The sequence below is a fragment of the Amphritea pacifica genome (assembly GCF_016924145.1).
GTDB lineage: Bacteria > Pseudomonadota > Gammaproteobacteria > Pseudomonadales > Balneatricaceae > Amphritea > Amphritea pacifica.
The window spans coordinates 35,641-57,865 of record NZ_JAFFZO010000001.1 but is presented as its reverse complement, the minus strand read 5'-3'; the positions used below and the strand labels follow the sequence as shown (position 1 = coordinate 57,865).

At 51.2% G+C, this 22,225-nt stretch carries 22 protein-coding genes; 16 read left to right on the top strand and 6 right to left on the bottom strand.

All coding sequences use genetic code 11. The features are described 5' to 3' along the window. Window positions 1-223: 223 nt before the first annotated feature. The 14 genes from urtA (at window position 224) to JW499_RS00195 (ending at window position 13,707) form a co-directional block, all read left to right on the top strand. Window positions 224-1,510, top strand: a complete 1,287-nt coding sequence (urtA, locus tag JW499_RS00260) for an urea ABC transporter substrate-binding protein (RefSeq protein WP_205208697.1) — start codon at window positions 224-226, stop codon at window positions 1,508-1,510. Between the two features lie 201 nt (window positions 1,511-1,711). Beyond that, on the top strand, window positions 1,712-3,319 hold the full coding sequence (gene urtB / locus JW499_RS00255; RefSeq protein ID WP_205208696.1) for an urea ABC transporter permease subunit UrtB: 1,608 nt from the start codon (window positions 1,712-1,714) through the stop codon (window positions 3,317-3,319). Continuing rightward, on the top strand, window positions 3,316-4,500 hold the full coding sequence (gene urtC, locus JW499_RS00250) for an urea ABC transporter permease subunit UrtC (protein ID WP_205208695.1): 1,185 nt from the start codon (window positions 3,316-3,318) through the stop codon (window positions 4,498-4,500). Before urtB ends, urtC begins: the two co-directional genes overlap by 4 nt. After that, on the top strand, window positions 4,497-5,330 hold the full coding sequence (gene urtD / locus JW499_RS00245) for an urea ABC transporter ATP-binding protein UrtD (RefSeq protein ID WP_205208694.1): 834 nt from the start codon (window positions 4,497-4,499) through the stop codon (window positions 5,328-5,330). The genes urtC and urtD overlap by 4 nt, the downstream gene beginning before the upstream one ends. Beyond that, complete coding sequence (urtE, locus tag JW499_RS00240; RefSeq protein WP_205208693.1) at window positions 5,327-6,022, top strand: urea ABC transporter ATP-binding subunit UrtE; 696 nt, start codon at window positions 5,327-5,329, stop codon at window positions 6,020-6,022. Before urtD ends, urtE begins: the two co-directional genes overlap by 4 nt. Window positions 6,023-6,025: 3 nt before the next feature. Then, a complete protein-coding gene (locus tag JW499_RS00235; RefSeq protein WP_205208692.1) occupies window positions 6,026-6,940 on the top strand; it encodes an urease accessory protein UreD in 915 nt (304 codons plus the stop codon). Window positions 6,941-7,007: 67 nt separating this feature from the next. Further along, on the top strand, window positions 7,008-7,310 hold the full coding sequence (locus JW499_RS00230; RefSeq protein WP_205208691.1) for an urease subunit gamma: 303 nt from the start codon (window positions 7,008-7,010) through the stop codon (window positions 7,308-7,310). A gap of 12 nt (window positions 7,311-7,322) precedes the next feature. Further along, a complete protein-coding gene (locus JW499_RS00225; RefSeq protein ID WP_205208690.1) occupies window positions 7,323-7,649 on the top strand; it encodes an urease subunit beta in 327 nt (108 codons plus the stop codon). Next, window positions 7,646-9,352 (top strand): urease subunit alpha, encoded by a 1,707-nt coding sequence (gene ureC / locus JW499_RS00220; protein WP_205208689.1) that lies wholly within the window; start codon window positions 7,646-7,648, stop codon window positions 9,350-9,352. Before JW499_RS00225 ends, ureC begins: the two co-directional genes overlap by 4 nt. A gap of 39 nt (window positions 9,353-9,391) precedes the next feature. Beyond that, window positions 9,392-9,838 (top strand): urease accessory protein UreE, encoded by a 447-nt coding sequence (ureE, locus tag JW499_RS00215; RefSeq protein ID WP_205208688.1) that lies wholly within the window; start codon window positions 9,392-9,394, stop codon window positions 9,836-9,838. Continuing rightward, entirely contained in the window at window positions 9,816-10,496 is a 681-nt protein-coding gene (locus JW499_RS00210; RefSeq protein WP_205208687.1) for an urease accessory protein UreF, read from the top strand. Before ureE ends, JW499_RS00210 begins: the two co-directional genes overlap by 23 nt. Window positions 10,497-10,571: 75 nt before the next feature. Beyond that, window positions 10,572-11,219, top strand: a complete 648-nt coding sequence (gene ureG / locus JW499_RS00205) for an urease accessory protein UreG (RefSeq protein WP_205208686.1) — start codon at window positions 10,572-10,574, stop codon at window positions 11,217-11,219. A 28-nt stretch (window positions 11,220-11,247) separates the two neighbouring features. Further along, on the top strand, window positions 11,248-11,838 hold the full coding sequence (locus JW499_RS00200; RefSeq protein WP_232846147.1) for a HupE/UreJ family protein: 591 nt from the start codon (window positions 11,248-11,250) through the stop codon (window positions 11,836-11,838). A 309-nt stretch (window positions 11,839-12,147) separates the two neighbouring features. After that, window positions 12,148-13,707 carry a GSCFA domain-containing protein gene (locus JW499_RS00195; RefSeq protein ID WP_205208685.1) on the top strand — a complete coding sequence of 520 codons (1,560 nt, stop codon included), beginning with the start codon at window positions 12,148-12,150 and terminating at the stop codon, window positions 13,705-13,707. A gap of 78 nt (window positions 13,708-13,785) precedes the next feature. Here the strand turns inward: JW499_RS00195 and JW499_RS00190 are convergent, their stop codons facing one another. Continuing rightward, a complete protein-coding gene (locus JW499_RS00190) occupies window positions 13,786-14,067 on the bottom strand; it encodes an amidohydrolase family protein (protein WP_232846151.1) in 282 nt (93 codons plus the stop codon). Between the two features lie 240 nt (window positions 14,068-14,307). Then, window positions 14,308-15,246, bottom strand: a complete 939-nt coding sequence (locus JW499_RS00185; RefSeq protein ID WP_205208684.1) for a LysR family transcriptional regulator — start codon at window positions 15,244-15,246, stop codon at window positions 14,308-14,310. A gap of 106 nt (window positions 15,247-15,352) precedes the next feature. Between JW499_RS00185 and JW499_RS00180 the strand changes: the two genes are divergently transcribed. Beyond that, a complete protein-coding gene (locus tag JW499_RS00180) occupies window positions 15,353-16,363 on the top strand; it encodes an NADP-dependent oxidoreductase (RefSeq protein WP_205208683.1) in 1,011 nt (336 codons plus the stop codon). Between the two features lie 100 nt (window positions 16,364-16,463). Then, a complete protein-coding gene (locus JW499_RS00175) occupies window positions 16,464-17,144 on the top strand; it encodes a type 1 glutamine amidotransferase domain-containing protein (protein WP_205208682.1) in 681 nt (226 codons plus the stop codon). 60 nt (window positions 17,145-17,204) lie between these two features. On the opposite strand, the gene JW499_RS00170 is transcribed toward JW499_RS00175, so the two are convergent. The 4 genes from JW499_RS00170 to JW499_RS00155 form a co-directional block, all read right to left on the bottom strand. Then, on the bottom strand, window positions 17,205-18,056 hold the full coding sequence (locus tag JW499_RS00170) for an ABC transporter permease (RefSeq protein ID WP_205208681.1): 852 nt from the start codon (window positions 18,054-18,056) through the stop codon (window positions 17,205-17,207). Window positions 18,057-18,060: 4 nt separating this feature from the next. Next, window positions 18,061-19,332, bottom strand: coding sequence for an ABC transporter permease (locus JW499_RS00165; protein WP_205208680.1), 1,272 nt, complete (start codon window positions 19,330-19,332; stop codon window positions 18,061-18,063). 188 nt (window positions 19,333-19,520) lie between these two features. Further along, window positions 19,521-20,615, bottom strand: a complete 1,095-nt coding sequence (locus tag JW499_RS00160) for an ABC transporter substrate-binding protein (protein WP_205208679.1) — start codon at window positions 20,613-20,615, stop codon at window positions 19,521-19,523. Window positions 20,616-20,737: 122 nt separating this feature from the next. Next, complete coding sequence (locus tag JW499_RS00155) at window positions 20,738-21,838, bottom strand: ABC transporter ATP-binding protein (RefSeq protein WP_205208678.1); 1,101 nt, start codon at window positions 21,836-21,838, stop codon at window positions 20,738-20,740. Window positions 21,839-22,225: the final 387 nt, after the last annotated feature.

The window sequence follows — 22,225 nt, the reverse complement described above, 5'->3', positions numbered from 1 at the left end:
CACGAGCTACGTTTTTCTAGCAAGCGAAGCGTCTGACCCCTAGCCATTAGCGACTTCTTCCCCCCCCCCCTATACGTCATTTGACGTATAGGGGTGCGTCAATCACCCCATACCTTCATTGAGCCGTATTTCTAATAATGGTCTGGTCAATAACAGATTCCCGGGATACCGATCCTGCCCGGAACAAAAGAATCGAAACTTAACCTCAAGAAGGGAAAAATATATGAAGATCAAACATCTGGTTTCAGGTATTGCTCTGTCTATGGGGGCCAGTGTACTGAGTGTCAGTGCTATGGCCGCAGATACGATTAAAGTTGGCGTACTGCACTCTCTGTCCGGCACCATGGCGATCAGTGAGACAACCCTGAAAGACACCGTTCTGATGATGGTTGAAGAGCAGAACAAGAAGGGTGGTCTGCTGGGTAAGAAGCTGGAAGCGGTGGTGGTTGACCCTGCTTCTAACTGGCCGCTGTTTGCTGAGAAAACCCGTGAGCTGCTGACCAAGGATCAGGTTGATGTGATCTTCGGTTGCTGGACCTCTGTATCCCGTAAGTCTGCGCTGCCGGTTCTGGAAGAGCTGAACGGTCTGATGTTCTACCCGGTTCAGTATGAGGGTGAGGAGTCCTCTAAAAACGTATTCTACACCGGTGCTGCGCCAAACCAGCAGGCGATTCCTGCAGTTGATTACCTGATGAATGATCTGGGTGTGAAGCGCTGGGTGCTGGCGGGTACTGACTATGTTTACCCACGTACCACCAACAAGATTCTGGAAGCGTACCTGAAAGCGAAAGGTGTGGCTGAAGAAGATATCATGATCAACTACACGCCGTTCGGTCACTCTGACTGGCAGTCAATTGTCTCTGATATCAAGAGCTTCGGCGCTGAAGGTAAGAAGACTGCGGTAGTCTCTACTATCAATGGTGACGCTAACGTGCCGTTCTACAAGGAACTGGGTAACCAGGGTATCTCTGCTGAAGATATCCCTGTGGTTGCATTCTCTGTTGGTGAGGAGGAGCTGTCAGGTCTGGACACTAAGCCTCTGGTCGGTCATCTGGCTGCATGGAACTACTTCCAGAGTGTTGAGAGCGATGCTAACAGCGCGTTTATCTCTCAGTGGAAAGCGTTCACTGGCAATCCTGACCGCGTAACCAATGACCCGATGGAAGCTACTTATATCGGCTTCAAGATGTGGACTCAGGCGGTTGAGAAAGCCGGCACTACTGATGTGGACGCGGTTGAGCAGGCGATGATCGGCCAGGAGACAGAAAACCTGACCGGTGGTATGGCTTACATGAACAAAAACCACCACCTGAGCAAGCCGGTGCTGATCGGTGAGATTCAGGATGATGGCCAGTTTGAAGTGGTCTGGGAAACGGAAGGTGTTGTACCGGGTGATGCGTGGTCTGACTTCCTGCCGGGTTCTAAGGATCTGATCGCAGACTGGACTGCTCCTATCTCTTGCGGTAACTACAACACCGTGACTAAGACCTGTTCCGGTCAGAACTACTGATTCCTCAGGGAAAACCGTAGTGAATTTGCCTGAATTCTTCAGGTTGTGAAAAGCAGGCTTCCATCGGAAGCCTGTATTACAAGTAGGCAGGGGTGATGGTGCTGTCTGATCACAGACAACCTTCACAAGGGCCGGTTAATGCAACACCTCTAAGACGTTGATGTCGCCCCCTTAACTGCCTTACCCGGACGGAGAATACCAGTGAGATATATAAACGCGATCTGCGCCTGCCTGCTTGGTTTGCTGATCAGCACCAGTGTCCTGGCAGAACCGCCCTCAGAGGCTCAGCAGCCTTTGCTGCTGGAGCTGACCGAGGTGAAGCTGAACAAGGCGTTGCCAGTGCTGCAACAGCTTGAAACCACTGAGGGGGCCGATATGCTGGCCCTGTTCAAGACGATGCTGAACGGCGATCTCTATTATGAAAAAGAGAGTAAACGTCTGATCGCAGCTCTCAAAGAGCAAAGTGTCACCCGCTACACTGACCTGTTTTCTGGTGAAGAGCTGAATGATCTGAGCAAAAATCAGGTGAGTAAAATTAAAGTCAATAATAAGCTGCGGGGTTATCTGGGGGAGGCTATCGCCCGGATGCAACTGAACCATCCTGATTCTGTCGTCAGAAAGGATGCGGTTCGCTCACTGTTCTCCGACCTGGGTGCCAATACCATTGAACTGATTCGCACTGCCCGCCTGAAAGAGCAGAGTCGCTCGGTTCAGGATGTGATGGATGTGGCGCTGGCTCTCTATCGTACTGAGCACGCTGCAGAAGCAACCGATCGGCTCCAGGCAGTTAAGGTGCTTGAAGGCAGCCTTGAGCCTGAAGTGCGTAATCAGTTGACCAGACTGGCAGAGAACGATCCCTCCCGCAGTGTTCGCAAAGCGGCGCAAACGGGGCTGGATAAGATAGATCAGAAAGCTGAGATGTATGGTTTTATCAATCAGCTGTTTTTTGGCCTGAGCCTTGGCTCGGTGTTGCTGCTGGCAGCGATCGGTCTGGCGATCACCTTCGGGGTGATGGGGGTGATCAATATGGCCCATGGCGAGATGATTATGCTGGGGGCTTATACCACCTATGTGGTGCAGCTGATGCTGCCGAATATGATTGAATACTCCCTCTGGATCGCGGTGCCGCTGGCCTTTATGGTGTCCGGTCTGGCGGGGATTCTGATTGAACGACTGGTGATTCGTCACCTGCATGGCCGGCCACTGGAAACGCTGCTGGCGACCTTTGGTATCAGTCTGATTCTGCAGCAGATGGTGCGTACTGTATTTTCACCCCTTAACCGTCAGGTGGCCACCCCTGACTGGATGAGTGGTTCTATTGAGATTAATCCGTTACTGAGTCTGACCCTCAACCGGCTCTACATTGTTGCCTTTGCGCTGCTGGTCTTCATGATTTTGTTAATCGTGCTGAAGAAAACCTCGCTGGGTCTGAATGTCCGGGCGGTGTCACAGAACCGGGATATGGCGAAGGCGATGGGGATCCGTACCGACCGGGTGGATGCGCTGACCTTTGGTCTGGGTTCCGGTATTGCCGGTATTGCCGGGGTGGCGCTGAGTCAGCTGACTAACGTCGGTCCGAACCTGGGGCAGGCGTATATCATCGATTCCTTTATGGTGGTGGTATTCGGCGGTGTGGGTAACCTCTGGGGAACGCTGGTTGCCGCCTTTACGCTGGGGGTTGCTAATAAGTTTATTGAACCGGTCACCGGTGCGGTGCTGGCGAGTATTCTGGTGTTGGTCTTTATCATTCTGTTTATTCAGAAACGTCCTAAAGGGCTGTTTCCTCAGAAAGGGAGGGCTGCAGAATGAGTTCACTTCTAAGCAGTTTCATGAGCTTTTCCCGGATTAATGGTGACAGCAGGGTTGCCCCTTTTGTGGTGGTTCTGCTGGTGGTGACCGCGCTGGCATCGTTCTGCAATCTGTTGATGCCTGCCGATTCCGTTTTTTATGTCTCCACCTATACCATCACCCTGTTAGGTAAATATCTCTGCTATGCGATGCTGGCGCTGGCGGTGGATGTGATCTGGGGATACTGCGGTATTCTCAGCCTGGGACACGGTGCGTTCTTTGCCCTGGGCGGTTATGCGATGGGGATGTATCTGATGCGTCAGATCGGTGACCGGGGTGTGTATGGCAACCCTGAATTACCGGATTTTATGGTCTTCCTCAACTGGAGTGAGCTGCCCTGGTTCTGGCATGGTATGGATCAGTTCTGGGTTGCGATGCTGATGGTACTGCTGGTGCCGGGTTTGCTGGCCTATGTGTTTGGCTGGCTGGCATTCCGTTCCCGGGTAACCGGTGTCTATCTGTCGATTATGACCCAGGCACTGACCTATGCACTGCTGTTGTCTTTTTTCCGGAATGAGATGGGGTTTGGCGGTAATAACGGTCTGACGGACTTTAAAGATATTCTTGGCTTTGATCTGCAATCCGATAATACCCGGGTAACCCTGTTTATCGTGACGGCACTGATGCTTTGCGGTTTGCTGGTGTTGAGTAAGAAAATCATGCAGACCCGGTTTGGTAAGGTGATTGTAGCGATCCGTGATGGTGAGAGCCGGGCGCGGTTTATCGGTTATCGCACGGAAAACTATAAGGTCTGGCTGTTTGTTTATTCGGCGATGATCGCCGGAATTGCCGGGGCGCTTTATGTGCCGCAGGTAGGGATTATCAACCCCGGTGAGTTTTCGCCAATCAACTCCATTGAGATTGTTATCTGGGTCGCTGTCGGTGGTCGTGGAACCCTGGTGGGTGCGATTATCGGTGCGATTCTGGTGAACTACGCGAAAACCAAGTTTACCGCCATTATGCCGGATGGCTGGCTGTTCGCCCTGGGGGCGATGTTTGTACTGGTGACTCTCTATCTGCCCAAAGGTCTGATGGGGCTTGTGGCTCAGCTAAAAGATCAACAACTGAAAGGCGAACAGCATAAGTCACAGAAGGCTGCTGATAACAGCCCGAATGAAAAAACAGAGGAGGGCCACGCATGAGTTTACTCGATACCACCCGTGAAGTGATGCGCCGGGATCAGGTCTGGCCGTTTCTTCAGGATCACAGTCAGGAGGTAGATATCTCCCATCAGGTGCTGCTCTATGTTGAGGGGCTGAATCTGAGCTTCGATGGCTTTAAAGCGCTGAATGATCTTAACCTGTATATCAATGATGGTGAGCTGCGTTGTCTGATCGGTGCTAACGGTGCGGGTAAAACCACGCTGATGGATGTGATTACCGGTAAAACAAAATGTGACAGCGGTACCGTCTATTTTGGCCAGTCCCTGAATCTGCTGGAGAAAGATGAAGCCGAGATCGCTCAGTTGGGGATCGGCCGTAAGTTTCAGAAACCGACGGTGTTTGAAGCCCATACAGTGATGGATAATCTGGAGCTGTCGCTGAAATCTAATAAATCCGTGATGCCCACACTGCTGGCTACCCTTAACAGTGCCGAGTATGACCAGATCGATCATGTGCTGGAGACCATCGGTCTGAAAGGGGAGCGGATGATGCTGGCCGGTTCTCTCTCTCATGGTCAGAAACAGTGGCTTGAGATCGGTATGTTACTGATGGCCAATCCGCGCCTGCTGCTGGTGGATGAGCCGGTGGCCGGTATGACCGTGCAGGAGGGGGAGCGGACCGCGGAACTGCTGACCTCGCTGGCCGGTGAGCGCACCGTGGTGGTGGTGGAACACGATATGGAGTTTGTCCGCAGTATCGCCCGTACGGTGACCGTATTACATCAGGGCTCAGTGCTGGCAGAGGGGACGATGGATGAGATCCAGAATAATCAGGATGTGATTGAAGTGTATCTGGGAGAAGCGCCATGATCAGTATTAACAATGTCAATCAGTTTTATGGTGGCACCCAGATCCTCTGGGATCTTAATCTGGATATTAAACCCGGTTCCTGCACCTGCATCATGGGGCGCAACGGGGTGGGTAAAACCACGCTGTTAAAGTGTATTATGGGGCTGTTGCCGGTCAGCAGTGGTGAGATTTTGCTGGAAGGAGAACCACTGCAGAAGAAAAAAGCGGAGTATCGTGCGCCTGCCGGTATCGGCTATGTCCCCCAGGGGCGGGATATCTTTCCGCTGCTGACGGTGGAGGAAAATCTCAAGATAGGTCTGCCGATCCGCAAGGATGGTGCGAAAGAGATCCCGGAAAAGATTTTCGAGCTGTTTCCGGTGCTGAAAGAGATGCTACAGCGCCGCGGGGGGGACCTCTCGGGTGGTCAGCAACAGCAACTGGCGATCGGCCGGGCACTGGTGCTGGAGCCGAAAGTGCTGATTCTTGATGAACCCAACGAAGGTATCCAACCCAATATTGTCAAACAGATTGGAGATGTTATTCTGAAGCTCAATAAGGAAGAGGGGCTGACAGTGATTCTGATAGAACAGAAGTTGGGCTTTGCGCGCCGGGTTGGCGAAGAGTTCCGGTTGATGGAACGGGGGCGCGTAGTCGCCAGTGACCGCATGGATAATCTGAGTGAGGAGCTGATCCGCCAGTATCTGGCGGTGTAAACTATGACCAGCCTGTCTCAACCGACACACAGCCTTCCTGAAACGCCGCAACAGAAGAAAGCCTCAGCCTGGAATGCTGAGCTTTCACTGCAGTTCGGCCGGACAGCCCGGGGCACTGTACTGCAACGGGCTGAACATCAGGGGCCGCTCTATGTGCAGAAAGCGTTTTACCCTGAGGGACCGGATCTGGCACAGGTTTATCTGCTGCACCCCCCCGGTGGTATGGTGTCAGGCGATCGCCTGCAAGTCACGGTGGACTGTCAAAATGACAGCCATGCGTTGCTGACCACCCCCGGCGCTGGCCGGGTATACAGGGCGCGTCCCGACCGCACATTGCAGCATCAGACCAATACACTGAACATCGCTGCAGGCGGCTCAGTCGAGTGGCTGCCGATGGAAACTATTCTCTATCCCGATGCCTGTACCCGGCTGGATACCCATGTCAATCTGGCGGATGATGCTCAGTTCATCGGCTGGGAGATCACCAGTCTGGGGATGCCGAATCAGAATCTGTCGTTTGTCAGCGGCACCCTCTCGCAGACGTTGCAGATCAGCCGCCATGATCGGGTTTTGCTGCGCGAACGCTTGCAGATTGATGACCAGAACCGGGCGTTACTGCAAGGCAGTGCCGGATTACGCGGACTGCCGGTGACCGGCTTGATGGTGGCCGGACCGTTTATCCTGGCCGATAATCAGACCTCAGAACCGACCATCGACGCACTGATACAGCAACTGCGTCAGTTTACCGAGGAGTGCGATGCTCTGGCGGCGGTGAGTCTGACCGGTGAGTTTATGACCATTCGTTATCTGGGTAACCGGACCGATCAGGCGATGAAGCTGTTTATCCGTTGCTGGCACGAGATCCGCCCGCAACTGCTGGGGCGCGAAGCGTGTGAACCGCGTATCTGGGCGACCTGAAGAGAATGAATCTTAACCGCGGTCACCCTGTGAACGCTATGAACGAGATAAGTGAAAGGGATCGATTATGGAACTGCTTCCAAGAGAGAAAGATAAGTTACTGGTTTTCACCGCGGCGCTACTTGCCGAACGTCGTCTGAATCGCGGGCTGAAACTGAATTACCCGGAAGCGATGGCCTATCTGACGATGGAGATCATGGAGGGCGCCCGGGATGGTAAAACGGTAGCCGAGCTGATGGGGTACGGTAAGACGTTACTGACAGCCGATCAGGTGTTGCCCGGGGTGGTGGAGCTGATCCATGAAGTGCAGGTGGAAGCGACTTTCCCCGATGGCACGAAGCTTGTCACTGTACATAACCCGATCTGCTGAGAGGAGATATCTATGATTCCCGGAGAGATACAGGCCGCCAAAGGCACGATTGAGCTGAACGAGGGACGCAAAACGATCTCCCTGCGGGTGGAGAATCGGGGAGACCGTCCGGTGCAGATCGGTTCCCACTACCATTTTTACGAGGTGAATCCGGCCCTTGAGTTCGACCGCGAACAGGCCCGGGGTTATCGTTTGAATATTATTTCCGGTACGGCGGTGCGTTTTGAGCCGGGCCAGGGGCGTGAGGTTGAACTGGTGGCGTATGCCGGTAGCCGCATTGTCTATGGTTTTCGTGGAGATGTGATGGGGCCGCTGGATGCCGGGGAGGATGCAGTATGAGTAAGATGGATCGTACCGCTTATGCACAGATGTTTGGCCCAACCACCGGTGACCGGGTGCGGCTGGGGGATACTGAACTGTGGATTGAGGTAGAGAAAGATTTCACCACCTACGGTGACGAAGTGAAGTTCGGCGGTGGTAAGGTGATCCGTGATGGTCAGGGGCAGAGTCAGTGCGGCAACGATATTACCGTTGATCTGGTGATCACCAACGCACTGGTGCTGGATCACTGGGGTATTGTTAAAGGTGACGTGGGTATCCGTGAAGGCCGTATTTTTAAAGTCGGTAAAGCGGGTAACCCGGATACACAGGATAATGTGGATATCGTTATCGGACCGGGTACCGAAGTGATCGCTGGTGAGGGGAGTATTCTCACCGCCGGCGGTATTGATGCCCATATCCACTTTATCTGCCCACAGCAGATCGAGGAGGCACTGATGTCCGGTGTAACCACTATGATTGGTGGCGGCACCGGGCCTGCAACCGGCACCAATGCGACCACCTGTACGCCGGGGCCGTGGTATATCGGTAAGATGTTGCAGTCAACCGATGCTATGCCGATGAATTTTGGCTTTCTGGGCAAGGGTAACGGCAGCCTGCCGCAGCCGCTGGAGGAGCAACTGGAAGCGGGTGCCTGTGGTCTGAAACTGCATGAAGACTGGGGTACCACGCCTGCATCCATCGATAACTGTCTCTCTGTGGCCGATAAATATGATGTTCAGGTGGCGATCCATACCGACACCCTGAATGAATCTGGTTTTGTTGATGATACCCTGGCGGCGTTTAAAGACCGGGTGATCCATACCTACCACACCGAAGGCGCAGGCGGCGGCCACGCACCGGATATTATCCGCGCCTGTGCCTATCCCAATGTGCTGCCCTCGTCGACCAACCCGACCCGTCCCTATACCCGTAATACGGTGGATGAGCATCTGGATATGTTGATGGTGTGTCACCATCTGGACAGCAATATCCCTGAGGATGTGGCCTTTGCCGATTCGCGGATTCGTAAAGAGACGATTGCCGCTGAGGACATCTTCCACGATCGCGGTGCGTTCAGCATGATCTCCTCAGACTCTCAGGCGATGGGGCGTGTCGGTGAGGTGGTGACCCGTACCTGGCAGACCGCCCATAAGATGAAAACTCAGTTTGGTCTGCTTCCGGAAGATGAAACCCTGGGGTGTGATAACTTCCGTGCCCGTCGTTATATCGCGAAGTACACTATTAACCCGGCGATTGCTCACGGTATCTCCCATGAGGTGGGCTCGATTGAACCGGGTAAACTGGCGGATCTGGTGCTGTGGAAACCGGCATTCTTTGGCGTTAAACCCTCGCTGATTATCAAAGGCGGCATGATCGCAGCGGCTCCGATGGGTGATCCAAACGCCTCTATTCCAACCCCGCAACCGGTTCACTACCGGCCGATGTTTGGCTCCTTTGGACAGGCGCCCGCTAAGACCTCGGTCACCTTTGTCTCCGGTGCGGCACTGGAAAAAGATATTGGCGGACAGCTGGGTCTGAATCGTCGCCTGGTGGCCTGTTCTAATACCCGCACTATCGGCAAGAAAGATATGGTGCACAACGACTGGATGCCAGTGATTACAGTTGATCCGCAAACCTATGAGGTGCGCGCCGATGGTGAGTTATTAACCTGTGAGCCGGCGGAAACACTGCCACTGGCGCAACTGTATAATCTGTTTTAAGCGAAGCCGTTTTTTGGCCTGTGTGTTTAAGGAAAAGAGATGCTGGAAGTGTATGAGCGTTTAGGTGATCACTGTCACGGTGTGGTGTATACCACCGTGGTACTGAGTCAGGAACAACGGGATCGTGGCCGGTTAAAACTGACCGGAGAGAATGGTGAAGAGATCCGCCTGTTTCTGGAGCGGGGTAAACCGCTGCTGGTGGGCGAATATCTGAAAAGCAGTTGTGGCAAACTGATTAAGGTGGAAGGTGCGGTGGAACCGGTCACCCATGCCGAATGTGATGACTGGCATACCTTTGCCCGGGCCTGCTATCACCTGGGGAACCGTCACGTAAAATTGCAGGTAGGGGAGCGCTGGTTGCGGATGCAACCGGATCATGTGCTGGAGGAGATGCTGGAACTGTTAGGTCTGACACTCAGCCATCAGGAAGCGATCTTTGTACCGGAATCGGGAGCCTACAGTCATGGCGGCCATCACCACCACTGATACCGCACTGTTAAGGCTGATGCAGCTGAGCAGTGTCAGCCTGCCGGTGGGTGGCTATGCCTTCTCCCAGGGTCTGGAGTTCGCTATTGAGAGTGGCTGGATCAGAAACGCACCGCAGGTGTCTGAGTGGCTGGAGCAGCAGCTGTTCTATTCAGTGGCACAGACCGATCTGCCGCTGTTGAAATTAGCGATGGCTGCTGCTGACGTTCAGGATCAACAGGCGTTACAGCGGTGCAATGATCTGGCGCTGGCCTGCCGGGAAACCCGCGAGCTGCGACTGACCGACAGTGCGATGGGGGAAGCGATGAACCGTTTGCTGGTGAGTCTGGGATTGTCCCAGCCATTGCCGACATCCGGTGAACTGAGTTTTGTTGTGCTGTTTGGTATCGCCGCGCAGCATTGGCAGATCGGTTATGCTGCGGCTGCCTTAGGGTTTCTCTGGTCGTGGCTGGAAAATCAGGTCGCCGCCGCCACGAAGCTGGTGCCGCTGGGACAGACTCAGGCGCAGCAACTGCTGGGCGAGTTGCAACCGCTGTTACCTCAGGCGATCAGTCGGGCAGAAGTGGTTACAGAAGATGAGATTGGCAGTGGGCTGCAGGGGCTGGCCATCGCCAGTGCAGGCCATGAAACACAGTATTCGAGATTATTCCGTTCCTGACCGGATCAGGCGGAAAGATAGAGTTTCAGGAGAGTTATTTTGAACACAGAGACAGCTAGACAGACAAACACACAGATGGGCAAGCCAAAACAGACACTGCGGGTGGGTGTTGGTGGCCCGGTCGGATCAGGTAAAACCGCCCTGTTACGCTCACTCTGTTCAGCCATGCGGGAACATTATGATATCGCCGTCGTCACCAATGATATCTATACCCAGGAGGATGCTAAATTCCTGACGCAGCATGAAGCGCTGGATGCAGATCGGATCATCGGTGTTGAGACCGGCGGTTGCCCGCATACGGCGATCCGTGAAGATGCGTCCATGAATCTGGCTGCGATCGATCAGCTGCTTGCCCGCCATGGTGAGCTGGATGTGGTCTTTGTCGAGAGTGGTGGTGATAACCTCAGTGCAACTTTCAGCCCGGAACTGTCGGATCTGACCCTCTATGTAATTGATGTCTCTGCCGGCGATAAGATTCCCCGTAAGGGCGGCCCGGGTATTACCCGTTCCGATCTGCTGATCATCAATAAGACCGATCTGGCACCATTGGTAGGTGCATCCCTTGAGGTGATGGATGTGGACGCCAGACGGATGCGCGGCGACCGGCCCTTTGTGTTTTCAAATCTGAAGAAAGCGGAAGGCCTGCAGGAAATTATCGATTTTATTGTATCCGAAGGGATGCTGGAGTCTAAGCAACTGCCACCGGTTAAGGCGGTTGTCTGAAATTTAATAGGATAGTAAGGAGCTCACAATGAATAAACGCAATCAGTTACGTCTGCTGGCGATGGCAGGGGCAATGGCACCGTTATCCGCCATGGCGCACACCGGCCATGAAGTGGCCGGTTTTGTTCAGGGCATTCTGCACCCACTGTCGGGGGCTGATCACCTGCTGGTGATGCTGGCGGTTGGTCTTATGGCTGTTGGCCATACGCGGGATACCTCCAGCCGCACCCGTATCGCGGTGCCGGCAGCGTTCCTGTTGGCGATGGTGGCCGGTACTCTGCTGGCAATGGTTGGGCTGAGCGTGCCGTTTGTCGAACAGGGAATCGTTGTGTCAGTGATCGCTGCCGGAGTGCTGCTGGCTCTGGCTGTACGTTTCTCAATGGTTGCCGGAATCGCAGTCGCCGCAGGATTTGCGTTGTTCCACGGTCTGGCGCATGGTGCTGAATTGCCGCTGGCGGCTCATCCGGTTGCCTATATTGTAGGTTTCCTGATCACCACCTCTGCGCTGCTGATGGCTGGCACCCGTCTGGGACAGCTGGCGGATAGTTATAGCATGGGGCTGATCTCCCGTATTGCGGGCGTTGCGGTAGCCACGTTTGGTGTGTTGGCAGCGGTTTGATTAGCAGCAGGTATGTACTCTCCCTGTAGCTGATGTTACAGGGATAGAGTTCTAGGAGGATGAGAGTAATTGAGAGATTATTTCAGCTAAACCTTTAGCATCAAAATTGTAATGATGCGCGGGATGATGATCCCTGCGTGTATTTTGAGGAACTGATCTGACTAAGCAGATAGTTGAACCTCAGCTACTAAAACTGTAGAGAAAAGTTAAAAAATACCTGATAAAATTCAATAAATTGCTTTGATTTTTAAGTGGTGTATTCTGCGTTGTGTTCAGCGCTATGTTAATTTGTTGATGTCTAGGTAAAAAATGGCAATTGAAATTATCTCCGGTGAAAATGCATGGTCAAAGGATAACCAGAGAAACAAAACCAGACGGTGGCCCTCCAGACGGAACCCTGAACGCTTATACCCCATCGCAACCCCCGAAGCAAAAGTAAGCTTTAAGATTAAACCCGATGAGAAGATTTTCTGTATCGGGTCCTGTTTTGCCAATGAGATAAGCCAGGCGCTATATCGACAGCATTATGATGTGCTATCCATTTTTCATGATTTACCAAAATCAGAGGATAGTCCCTTTAATAATGATTCTGTTTTTCATAAATATAATGTTGCTTCAATCTACAATGAATTGGCATGGGCATTAGATCCCGAGCAACCCTACTGTCATGATCAAGCGTTGATCAGTATCGGTGAGGACATTGTTCAGGACTATCAATTGACCGGGAAGCAGCGAAGTTACAGTCGTGAATTGGGTGAAACATTTCGTGATGCATTTAACCGTGCATTTTCTGCAATCAGAGAAGCCGATGTCGTTATATTGACTTTGGGCGTCAGTGAAGTCTGGTTTGATAAAGACACGCAGCGATATTTGAATGTTGCTGTGCCACACAGTTTGATAAAAACGTACCCGGAACGGTTTGAACTGCATGTATTTGACTATGAAACTACCTCGTTTTATCTGAATGCGATCTATCAGTTGCTGGCAACGCATCTTAAGCCTGATTTCAGGTTGTTAGTTACCGTTTCTCCAATACCACTTACCTATACATTCAGGCAGCAGGATGTGTTTATATCTAACAGTTACTCTAAAGCGGTACTCAGGGTTACGGTAGAGGAGCTTGTCGCGAGTAAAGCCAATGTTAACTATTTTCCCAGCTATGAATTTGTCACACTGAGTAATCCGTCAGCAATCTGGCGTCATGATGATTACCGGCATGTTGATTCCAGTTTTGTTGATTACATCATGGGTAATGTCATGGCTCAGTTCACTGATGCAACTGACGCGGACCATGATAAAAACTTGTTACTTAAAGTTAAGTCTTTGTATTACGGTGGTTTCATTAAGGATGCTAAAAAATTATTGTCGTTAATAAGAAAGAATCAGAAAACCAGCTCTACTGAGGTTTTTCTGCTCTGGACCGCGATGAATACAGGTCTGAGTGGGAAGGTTAAATTACTATTTTTTAAATGTTCTTCCTATTTTCAAACCTATCGTCATCTGAGCTTTGTTCAGCATATCGATTCGGTCTTGAGTATATTCAGGAAGCTATCCAAGGACGCATTAGTTGGCCATGTAGATCATTGGGACGGTCAGTGTCTTAATGGTTGGGCCTGTAATCAGAACAGCTCTAAGCCGGTTCAGATTAAAGTGTTGCTGGGTAAGGCAGTTATAAAAACAGAGCTTGCTGCTTTAGCCCGTCCGGATGTTGCCAGGCATCTGGGGCTCAAAAATGAAAACTTTGGCTTCAAAGTACCTTTAGATTCGAGTCAGGTAGAGGGACAACTGATTAGGGTTGTGTTCGCCGAGAGTGGTGATGATCTGAACTTTAGTCCCATCTATATTGATTCTAAAGTGACGGATCTGTAGTACAGTCTTTAAACAGGTAGCGATAACGTAGGTGTCAATCATGGGTTATTCCGCAGAGCGGATTACTCTGCGAAAGAGTCATCTTAAATTGTGTTCTGTTTGCCCGCGCAGAAGCCATAAAGTTTTGATGGATATTTGCACAAATATCTTTTTCAACGTTGCCTGATCGGGCACCCAGCTGCAGAACAGGTCCAGCAGCTCAGCATTGTCGGGAGATTGTTCCGGGGGCAGGCTGACATGGGGCCAGTTGGATCCCTGGATGATACGGTCTGGTGCATGGTTGATCAGCGCTTTGGAGATCGCCGCCAGATCTTCATAATGAGGCGGGCCTGATTTCGATGTTTCGTAGCAACCTGCCAGTTTTACATAACAGTTTCCGGAATCAATATGTTCTAACAGCGCTGTAAAGACCAGGTCATTAACGCTGGCTGGTTCGAGAAACTTCCAGATATTATGTTATCCCAAAGGCGTTGTTTTAGAGTTTATCTCTAGCATATCTTTCATCCGTACTGCACGTATCGATGATGAGTGAACCACGACTCCCTGGCTGCCTGACTCATATCGCTTATCTTCGCTGGTTTTCCAGGAGCCAGGAGAGGTTTATACCCTAAAACCGACATTTAGCTCTTCCAGGGCTGTTGTCAGTTCTTCAAATACCATTTGTCTCAACCAGATATGGCCGGGATCTTTCATATGCCGCTCATGCCAGATGATGGAATAGGTAAAGCCTTTCTGTTCCATAGGGAAGGGCAGCATCGTCAGTTTATATTGTTCGGCAAAACTGACCGCTAAACCGTAGGGGACGGTCAGTATCAGATCGGTTTGCGAAATCATCGCCAGAGCGGCGACAAAATGCGGCACCCTTAAGGCGATCCGCCGGCTCAGCCCCCGCTCTTCTAACAGATAGTCGATAGCCCCTTTGCGTGCACCGCCCATGGTGATCAGCGCGTGGGGGTAGGTGGCATAACTTTCCAGACTCAACCCCCGTTTTATCAGCGGGTGATCCTCTCTGATGACACAGATAAACCGGTCACTGCCCACTCCGCGACCATGGATGGCTGCCGGAGCATCCTCGACGGCGCAGATAGACAGATCGATATCCTCATGATCCAGATGTTGCACCAAATTTTCATGCCAGGGGACGATCTCAAGATTGACTCCTGGTGCTTCAGCACGTATCCGCTTCAGAACCGGAGGCAGTAATACCTGGGTACCGTAATCCGTTGTCGCCAGTCTGAAATTTTGCGTTGCCGTTGCCGGATTGAAGGTAGCAGGGGAGATTAGCTGACTCAGATCCTGCAGAGATTGCTGCAACTGCAATGCCAGCGCTTCAGCGCGTGGGGTGGGTGCTAACCCTTTTGGGGTGCGGGTGAACAGGGGATCATTAAACAACGCTCTCAGGCGAGTCAGGTTCCGGCTGATGGCGGGTTGCGTCAGGTTTAACCGACCCGCTGCACGGGTGACGCTGCGTTCTTCAAGTAACACCTGAAACACGGGCAGTAGATTAAGATCGGTGTCAGAAAGGTTGCTGATATTCATAATATAATTTCTGATTATGTAGAATATATATGACATGCATTGGATGCATTAAGGTTGAAAGCATAGACTACTCATCATTCTCAGACAACATAATCTAAGGTGCTAAATGTATATTGAATCAAGCCGTGAAATCCATCTTGTGAGCCGTCCGCAGGGGATGCCTGCCAACAGTGATTTCAAACTGGTGAGTCAGCCTGTCCCGGTGTTGAACGATGGCGAGGTGTTAGTTAAAAATCTGTGGCTTTCTGTAGACCCCTATATGCGCGGTAGGATGGTAGAACGTGCCAGCTATATTGAGCCATTTGCCCTGAATGAGGCGCTCAGCGGCGGCGCCGTGGGTGAAGTGGTTGAATCCCGTCATCCGCAATTTCCGGTGGGTAGTAAGGTTTCCAGCATGAATGGCTGGCGTGAATACTTCACCTCCACAGGTAGTGATCTGCAGTTGCTGCCGCAAACAGGGATCGCTGATCAGGCATTCCTCAGCGCACTGGGGATGACCGGTATGACCGCCTATACCGGTCTTTTCAAAATTGCCGAACTTGAAGAGGGCGACCGGGTATTTGTATCAGCTGCTTCAGGTGCTGTCGGCGCGATGGTGTGTCAGATTGCTAAACTGAAGGGCTGCTATGTGGCGGGTAGCGTAGGCTCAGATGAGAAAGCCCGTTATCTGCTTGATGAGCTGGGTGTTGATGCGGTGGTCAATTATAAAACCACATCGGATCTGCAAAACAGTATAGCCGAGGCCTGCCCTGAAGGGATCGATGTTTATTTTGAGAACGTCGGTGGTGATCACCTGGAAGCGGTACTCAACCTGATGAACGATCATGGCCGGATCGCGGTGTGCGGTATGATCGATCAATACAACGCCACATCGCCGCAGCCGGGGCCGGCCAACCTGGCGCAGATCATTATCAAAAAATTGAAAATCCAGGGCTTTATCGTCTTTGAGCACTGGGATGGTTATCCCGCCTTTGTGGAGCAGATGCTGCAGTGGATTACCGCTGGGCAGATCCGTTGGAAGGAGACTGTATTTGAGGGAATTGAACAGGCACCTGATGCGTTTATCGGACTGTTTAACGGACAAAATCTGGGCAAGATGCTGGTTAAGCTTACCTGATTACCTCTATCGACCTTTTACGGCAGGCTCCGGGCGTTCTGAATCAGTTATTCAGTGTGTCAGTGCCTGCCTGACAATCACTGATTTGTGGATTGAATATATGAACATCTTATTTGTACTGACGTCCCATGATGCACTGGGTGATACCGGTGAGAAAACCGGATTCTGGATTGAGGAGTTTGCGGCTCCCTATTATGTGTTGGCTGATGCCGGCGCTGACATCACCTTAGCATCGCCTGCCGGAGGGCTGCCGCCGATCGATCCGAAAAGTGCTCTTGAAGAGTTTCAGACTGATGACACCCGTCGCTTTGATCAGGATGCAGAGTTGCAGCAAAAACTGGCTCATACTTTCAAACTGGCAGATATAACCGCCGATCAGTTTGATGCAATCTTCTATCCGGGTGGCCACGGGCCGATGTGGGATCTGTCCAATGATCAGCACTCTGTTGAACTGATTGAGTCCTTTGCCCGTCAGGGTAAGTTGGTGGCAGCGGTCTGTCATGCTTCCAGCGTATTGCTGCATACCCGGGATGCAGGGGGAAAGCCCCTGGTTAAAAACCGCAAAGTAACCGGTTTTAGTAACACTGAAGAAGCCGCAGTGGGTCTTACCGGGGTGGTTCCCTTTCTTCTGGAAGATGAGTTGAAAAAACTGGGTGGGGTATACAGTCAGGGAGCTGACTGGGTGCCTTATACGGTAGAAGATGGACAGCTGATTACCGGTCAGAACCCTGCGTCATCATCGCAGGTAGCGAAGACGCTTCTCGCCCGACTGAGTCAGTAGATCAGTTCAGCAGGCATAAAAAAAACGGGAGCAAAAGCTCCCGTTTTGATTTACAGGCTTTTAGTGCGGAGTGATACCCCGGATGGTTTCTGACCGGCGACGCAGATATTCTACGGTGCTTAGCAGCAGTATCGACATACATACCAGCAGTGTCGCCACTGCCAGAATAGTCGGGCTGATCTGTTCCCGGATACCGGCCCACATCTGCATTGGCACTGTCCGTTGTTCAGCACCGGCAATAAAGATCGCAACTACCACTTCGTCAACGGAAGTCATCAGTGCGAACAGACCACCCGAAATTACCCCGGTTAAAATCAATGGCACAGTGACTTTAAAGAAGGCATAGGTGGGGGTTGCTCCAAGGCTTGCTGCGGCCCTGACCAGGTTGTAATCAAAGCCACTGAGGGTCGCTGTAACCGTTATCACCACAAAAGGTGTGCCTAGTGCTGTATGGGCCAGAATCAGCCCCAGATAGCTCTGTGATATTCCCAGTGAGGAATAGAAAAAGAACATACCTGCGGCAGAGATGATCAGAGGTACGATCATAGGGGAGATCAAAAAACCCATGATCATGCCTTTGAACGGCAGTTCTGAACGACTTAGCCCCAGTGCTGCTAGGGTGCCCAGAATCATAGATAAGATAGTAGAGCAAACCGCCACAATAAAGGTGTTCTGGATCGCATTCATCCAGCGTTCACTGCCAAAGAACTCCTGATACCAGCGCAGAGAATAGGCATCCGGGTCGAATGCCAGCATACCCTCTGTAAAACTGAAGTAGGGTTCAACATTAAATGACAGTGGAATAATAATGAGCAGGGGTGATATCAGGAAAACAAATACCATGCCGCAAAAAATGCGAAATGCGTAGTACCAGAATGTTTCCAGCGGGCCTGCGTAGGATGGAAGCGCCATAGTATTACCTCAAACTCATCTGATTGTTACCGCCTAAAAGACGGCTGTATAGCCCGTAGATCCCTAACACCAGCGCCAGAAGTACGACGCCTAATGCTGCAGCGAGACCCCAGTTAAGCGAGCTCTGCATGTGATAGGCAATCATGTTGCCGATAAACTGACCTGTCTGACCACCCACCAGCGCCGGAGTGATGTAGTAACCAATAGCCAGAATAAAGACCAGTATTGCGCCAGCAGAGATGCCGGGGACTGACTGAGGCAGATATACTTTGAAAAATGCAGTAAATGGTGTTGCGCCTAAAGATCGGGCCGCTCGCATATAGCTCGGTGGTATGGTCTTCATCACTGAGTAGAGCGGCAGAATCATAAACGGCAACAGTATATGGGTCATGGTGATCACCGTGCCGGTGGCGTTATAGATCATGCTGAGGCGATTATCATCACTCACCAGGCCAAACCACACCAGAATGTCATTGATTACGCCCTGGCCCTGTAGCAACGCTATCCATGACGACGTGCGTACCAGTAGTGAAGTCCAGAACGGCAGTAACACCAGAATCATCAGCGTGTTTGCTATGCTCATTGGCAGTGAGGCCAGCAGATAGGAAACCGGATAACCGAGTATGAGCGTCAGCGTGGTAATTAATACAGACATCCACACGGTTCGCCAGAGCATCTGCAGGTAGACACGCTGCTGTTCCGGCAACATTTTTATTTCCCCCGTGGGGGTTGTTTCCATATCAAACGCGGCGATGTAATAGGAGAGGGTGTAAGGCTTGGATTCGCGTTTGATCACTCGCCAGTTATCAATATCGCCCCAGCCATCATTAATTTTGATCAGTTGCTCTTTATAGGGAGGTTTAAGCCTGCCCGCTTTGCGTGCGGTGCCGGTGAGAAGGCTGCGCATCTGACTTTTTTCATAATTCAGTCGGGTAGCTGCTTTACCTATGGTGTGGTTTTTACGTCCCACTTCCAGGTCTTCTACCAGTGCTGCATAGGTTTCCTCGCCCGGTAGCTCGTTGCTATCAGCATCCCAATGTGCCAAGGCTGCCGTTGTGTTCGGCATGTATTCGGAAACTTGTGGGTTATCGACCGAACGGAACAGCATCGTCGCGATTGGTGAGACAAAGGTGACCATGATAAAGATAAGCAGTGGTGCAACCAGAAGCATAGCGCGGATTTTCTTACGGCGCAGTGAACGGTGCATATCAGCGGTTAAGCTTTTCTGCTCTTCAGGGGTTAATTGGCCTTCGGCCTCGACAGTAGTTGCCATCATGAGGAATACAAACCCTTTTATGAAGATGAATAAAATAGCGGTCGTGAAATCAGATCACCGCCTGAGGATTGGGCCATCATCCAAACCCAAACCATAATCTGGCTTTGTCCCGGTTAATCTTCCAAGCCGCTACAAAGCCAGTAAATAAACTGCAAAGGGGGGCTGGTTTGCCCCCACAGTTTACGTTTTTATTGTACCAGCCACGCGTTGAAGCGCTGACGCAACTCGTCGCCATTATCTGCCCAGAACTCTGCATTTTTCTTAATTGGAGTTTTGAAGTTTTCTGGGTTGGTTGGCATATGAGGTGCCATCTCTACACCGGTTTCCAGGTGAGTGGATACCAGGGGGGCGGAAGACTTACGCGCAGGACCGTAGGAGATATACTTGGTCTGATCTGCCAGGCGCTGAGTGTCAGTGGCAAAGCGCAGGTAATCCATTGCCGCTTTCTTATGTGGAGCACCCTTAGGAATGATATAACCATCCAGTTCGTAAACCTGACCGTCCCAGATGATGGTAAACGGCTGGTTTTCTACAACCTGAGCATTAAAGATACGACCGTTGTAAGCAGAGGCAATGGCAACTTCACCGTCGGCCAGCAGCTGAGGAGGCTGAGCACCGGCATCCCACCAGATGATAGAATCTTTAATGGTGTCTAGTTTCGCAAAAGCACGATCTACCCCTTCTGGGGTGCTCAGCACTTCGTAAACTTTGTCGTAAGGTACGCCGTCAGCGGCCAGAGCCCACTCAAGGTTCGCATCGGGTTTTTTCTCCAGAGCGCGCTTGCCCGGGAACTTCTTAAGGTCGAAGACATCCGCAATAGTGCTGGGCTTTTCGCCTGGGAAGGCATTGTTGTTGTAAGAGAACAGCGTGGCGTAAACGATGGTTGGAACATAGCAGCCAGAGAGAGAGCCTTCAACGAAGTCTTCCATCACCGGTGTGCCGTCAGCGCCAGGGTTCAGATCTTTTTCATAGTCCAGCTCCTGAGCAATGCCTTCGTCACATGCCAGAATCGCGTCACCTTCCAGAATATCGAGAACATCCCAGGTTACGTTGCCCGCTTCAACCTGCGCCCGCAGACCTGCCAGACCATTTCCTGACTTATCTTCGTCAACAATTTCGATACCGGTTTTAGCGGTGAACGGGTTACTGTAGGCCTCACGCTGAGATTTTGTATAGGCTCCTCCCCATGATACGACGGTCAGTGGTTCAGCTGCTATCGCAGATCCCATGCAAACCGCAGCACCCAGTGCCAGGACAGATGATAGTTTGGAAAATTTCTTCATTTGATCTTTCCTCTCGGGCTTGATGTCATCACGTCTTCCTCTTGAAGACGCTGTTTATAAGTCCATCACGGTGTGATGAGACGTTGTTATTCTTTTTGTAACTTATAGCAATCCAGTCCGGATCAGATCGGGTCCAGAGCCCGGCAATCCTTAGAGGACCAGCCTATAGGAGCGGTGCCTCCGACCTGTAATCCCTTGTTATCGGTTGAGTTAGGTACCTTAACGATAAATTCATCGTGGCCGCAGACATTCATGCGGACCCGTTTGTGATCACCCAGATAGATAACCTCTTCAACCTTTCCTGTGAATACGTTATCGCACTGTCCCTCAACAGGGTCGAGAAATACTCGTTCGGGACGTAAGGACAGCGTGCTTTCTTTGCCAATATCATCGGTATTGATATCCAGGGCAGTAACCAGTTCGCCAGTAGGCAGGCGTACTGTACAGATACCATCCTGAGTGGATTGTAAAGTGCCGGTCAGTTTGTTGTTCTCACCGATAAACTGAGCAACAAAAGAGTTGATAGGCTTTTCGTAAAGTTCAGTAGGGGGCGCGAGCTGTTGAATGACGCCGTCATTGAAGACCGCAATACGATTTGACATGGTCAGTGCTTCAGACTGATCGTGGGTTACATATACCACGGTAACGCCAAGACGCTCGTGAATATGCTTAATCTCATATTGCATCTGTTCCCGCAGGTTTTTGTCCAGCGCGCCCAGCGGCTCATCCATCAGAATCAGGTCGGGTTCAAACACCAGGGCTCGTGCCACCGCCACCCGCTGTTGCTGTCCACCGGATAGCTGAGCAGGGCGACGGTCTCCGAAGGATCCCAGTTCGACCATATCAAGCGCTCTCTTAACCCGGGTTTCGATATCAGAGGAGTTCATGTTTCTGACTTTTAGCGGAAATGCGAGGTTTTCAGCAACGGTCATATGTGGGAACAGGGCATAGTTCTGAAACACCATGCCGATGCCACGTTTATGAGGAGCCACATTATTTATGGCCTGACCGTTCAGATAGATATTGCCCTTCGTTGCGGTTTCGAAACCCGCCAGCATCATTAAGGAAGTAGTTTTTCCCGAGCCGGATGGCCCGAGCATGGTCAGAAACTCACCGCGTGGAACGTCAATATTCAAGTCTTTTACTACGAGAGTTCTGCCATCGTAGCTTTTCTGAACACCCTCAAATCGTACAAAAGCCTCATTGGAAGCTGAATTTTCCATCTGCTGTTTTGCCTCGCTACCAGTTATTTTTATTGCCCGCAAATTAAAAAATCTGTAGTCGGTTACTGTTTCATCTCTATTAATACACTACGATATTACGAAGTAAAAGTGCAAACATAACCTTTAAAAACCTATAATTAAGTCTAACAGGACTGTTTTCTAGATTAAAATTTACCAAATTCACTGCAAAAATTGACTATTTGCGACATTTTACTATTCCGGCTTTCCTCCTGGGTGTCGGGATGACACTTTTTATGTTGCGTCAAAGTAGTGCGTGCTGTATCGATAAAATTGCTACTTTGAGTGTCTTAATTACCTTTATTGTCCTTATTGCCCCATTCTGGATTATCGACGTCAGGATTAAAGACTGATCTGCGTTCCAATAAA

Bases quoted from the DNA above. Each gene is read 5' to 3' on its own strand.
- JW499_RS00155 (WP_205208678.1), bottom strand. From the start codon at position 21,838: ATGGAAAATTCAGCTTCCAATGAGGCTTTTGTACGATTTGAGGGTGTT.
- urtC (WP_205208695.1), top strand. From the start codon at position 3,316: ATGAGTTCACTTCTAAGCAGTTTCATGAGCTTTTCCCGGATTAATGGT.
- JW499_RS00230 (WP_205208691.1), top strand. From the start codon at position 7,008: ATGGAACTGCTTCCAAGAGAGAAAGATAAGTTACTGGTTTTCACCGCG.
- ureG (WP_205208686.1), top strand. From the start codon at position 10,572: ATGGGCAAGCCAAAACAGACACTGCGGGTGGGTGTTGGTGGCCCGGTC.
- JW499_RS00210 (WP_205208687.1), top strand. From the start codon at position 9,816: ATGGCGGCCATCACCACCACTGATACCGCACTGTTAAGGCTGATGCAG.
- JW499_RS00175 (WP_205208682.1), top strand. From the start codon at position 16,464: ATGAACATCTTATTTGTACTGACGTCCCATGATGCACTGGGTGATACC.
- JW499_RS00195 (WP_205208685.1), top strand. From the start codon at position 12,148: ATGGCAATTGAAATTATCTCCGGTGAAAATGCATGGTCAAAGGATAAC.
- JW499_RS00165 (WP_205208680.1), bottom strand. From the start codon at position 19,332: ATGATGGCAACTACTGTCGAGGCCGAAGGCCAATTAACCCCTGAAGAG.
- JW499_RS00185 (WP_205208684.1), bottom strand. From the start codon at position 15,246: ATGAATATCAGCAACCTTTCTGACACCGATCTTAATCTACTGCCCGTG.
- JW499_RS00160 (WP_205208679.1), bottom strand. From the start codon at position 20,615: ATGAAGAAATTTTCCAAACTATCATCTGTCCTGGCACTGGGTGCTGCG.
- JW499_RS00180 (WP_205208683.1), top strand. From the start codon at position 15,353: ATGTATATTGAATCAAGCCGTGAAATCCATCTTGTGAGCCGTCCGCAG.
- ureE (WP_205208688.1), top strand. From the start codon at position 9,392: ATGCTGGAAGTGTATGAGCGTTTAGGTGATCACTGTCACGGTGTGGTG.
- urtD (WP_205208694.1), top strand. From the start codon at position 4,497: ATGAGTTTACTCGATACCACCCGTGAAGTGATGCGCCGGGATCAGGTC.
- urtA (WP_205208697.1), top strand. From the start codon at position 224: ATGAAGATCAAACATCTGGTTTCAGGTATTGCTCTGTCTATGGGGGCC.
- JW499_RS00200 (WP_232846147.1), top strand. From the start codon at position 11,248: ATGAATAAACGCAATCAGTTACGTCTGCTGGCGATGGCAGGGGCAATG.
- JW499_RS00225 (WP_205208690.1), top strand. From the start codon at position 7,323: ATGATTCCCGGAGAGATACAGGCCGCCAAAGGCACGATTGAGCTGAAC.
- urtE (WP_205208693.1), top strand. From the start codon at position 5,327: ATGATCAGTATTAACAATGTCAATCAGTTTTATGGTGGCACCCAGATC.
- JW499_RS00235 (WP_205208692.1), top strand. From the start codon at position 6,026: ATGACCAGCCTGTCTCAACCGACACACAGCCTTCCTGAAACGCCGCAA.
- JW499_RS00170 (WP_205208681.1), bottom strand. From the start codon at position 18,056: ATGGCGCTTCCATCCTACGCAGGCCCGCTGGAAACATTCTGGTACTAC.
- ureC (WP_205208689.1), top strand. From the start codon at position 7,646: ATGAGTAAGATGGATCGTACCGCTTATGCACAGATGTTTGGCCCAACC.